The organism is Tenacibaculum sp. UWU-22 (genome assembly GCF_041021355.1).
GTDB lineage: Bacteria > Bacteroidota > Bacteroidia > Flavobacteriales > Flavobacteriaceae > Polaribacter.
The window spans coordinates 1-1,953 of sequence record NZ_JBFNGP010000016.1; the positions used below are offsets into that span (position 1 = coordinate 1).

Annotated in this window: 2 protein-coding genes; both read right to left on the reverse strand. The window is 30.5% G+C overall.

Translation table 11 applies throughout. From position 1 onward, the window contains the following. Positions 1 to 260: 260 nt before the first annotated feature. Positions 261 to 752 (reverse strand): hypothetical protein, encoded by a 492-nt coding sequence (locus AB2B44_RS10570; RefSeq protein ID WP_369049552.1) that lies wholly within the window; start codon positions 750 to 752, stop codon positions 261 to 263. Then, complete coding sequence (locus tag AB2B44_RS10575) at positions 752 to 1,708, reverse strand: hypothetical protein (RefSeq protein ID WP_369049553.1); 957 nt, start codon at positions 1,706 to 1,708, stop codon at positions 752 to 754. The genes AB2B44_RS10570 and AB2B44_RS10575 overlap by 1 nt, the downstream gene beginning before the upstream one ends. Positions 1,709 to 1,953: the final 245 nt, after the last annotated feature.

Here is a 1,953-nt window from a genome sequence, read left to right on the forward strand (position 1 = left end):
ATGTTGTCCGAATTAAAGATAATTGCTGTAATTCCAAGAACGAACCATAAAATTCCGAAAACTAAATAATGCCTAAATCGCTTTTTTTTAAATTGTATGTTCATTTTTTGTCAACTGTTTGGTAACGTGTTAGTATAACCGTCAGTTACGGATTTAAATATACAAAATTTCAGTTTATACCAACCGTTAGCAATTCCGAGTGGATTCGGACGTAGTCGAATCCGCCGTAATTGCGGTTGTACATTGTTGTAAGTAGTTATTTATTTCTGCATTTTTAATATTTTGGTCAGTATTAATAGACACCTATAAAGTGTAAGGGCAATTATGATTAAACCGAAAACATTATAAAAAAACACATATTCCAAATATTCTTTAGGTAATCCCAATTTTAAGGCGTAACCTAAAACTGAAATTAAAATCAAAGATTTAATACAGTTTTTTAAAATTCGTACAGTTGTAAAATAGAGGTCAGATGCAAAAAACAAATCAAATAAGGAATCATCTTCTGAATAGTTTCCTTTGTTTATTCGAGAACTACTTTTGAATGTAATCAAAACTGTCAATAAGGTTAAAATGAAACCAGCACTTGTCAGACCAACATTTGCTAAATCAGATGTCATAGATAAAGAACGTTCGTCTTTAGGTAGATTGAATAAACCTTTATAAAAGCATAAATACAATACTGTTCCAACGACTATAGAAAAAAGGTAGTCGTATAAAACTGGTCTTTGAAAGTATTTGTCTAAAATCATTAGTTAAATGTTACCATAAATTCATCAAAATCTTTTTCTATTAATTCATACCAATTTCGTCTTTTTTTAAGCGTTGACATTTCTACTTCATACTCCAATTCTTTTTTCCCTTTTAGAAGGTTAAAAACTTCTTCATTTCCTTCCTTATTCTCATATTTTACTACAAAATCATCAAAACAGTCAATATTAAACGGACGTGCTTTGAACTTTTGAATTAAAGTACGAACCATTGAATTAGCTTCTTTATTCAATTCTTTGCTTTCAACTGTATTTCCAGGTGTTTGAAAAAGTGTTTCTACTTTTATGTAATTTGGTTTTAACCTATTACCGATAGTATTTATTCCTGTAAAATATTGTCCTTTAATATCATTATCCATTTGAGCAATTTTACTTGGCTGGATTTTGATTTGCATATTCAGAACATTTTTCAAACTTTCAAGTGTTTTGTCAATTGTATTACTCATATAAAGATTGACTTCGGTTGCTTTAGAAAGTTTTAATTTATCTCTCGCTACATTTCTCAAATAATACTCAACATCGGAAATTCTTGGTCCATAGTAATTGTATTCTATGCAGATTACACCGTAATTTCTACTAAAGTCTATGAAAAAGTGAGTTTCTTCCGCAATTGAGCCAAGAGTTTTAATTGGTACAAGTTTAAATTCATCTACTGGTTTTATTTTTGGCACTCGTCCTGAACGAAGTAGTGCTAACGAACATCTTATTCTTCTTTCTTTGTGCATAAAAACTGCACTAGTCATAAACAATTCTCTTGCTCCTTCATTTTCACGATTCCGATTTTTGTCAATTAAATGTCCTTGTCCATTTCTTAATTCTTTCATTAAGTAAGTAATAGTGTCTTTTAAAATTGTACTACTATTATGTTTTTCCGCTAAACCTGCATAAGGTTTGAACTTTAAAGAATAAAAATGGAATCTTAATGTTTCTAAAGGCATTCAGGTTAGTGTTTTATAATTACTTACAACGTGTTTGGCTATGGTTTCGTTGCGTGAAAATCCGCGAGGATTTTCCGCTTTAGAACCAAAGATAGCAAATTTGCGAGGACTTTCCGCAAGGAAAGTCAGAAGCAATGAACTATAGCCGGTGTTGTAGCGTGTTTTTTAATTCCATTCTTTTTATAGAGAACGTTTTGGAATAGCTGTCCAAATATTCCAAGATTACAATTCCCTTTTTCGCTATT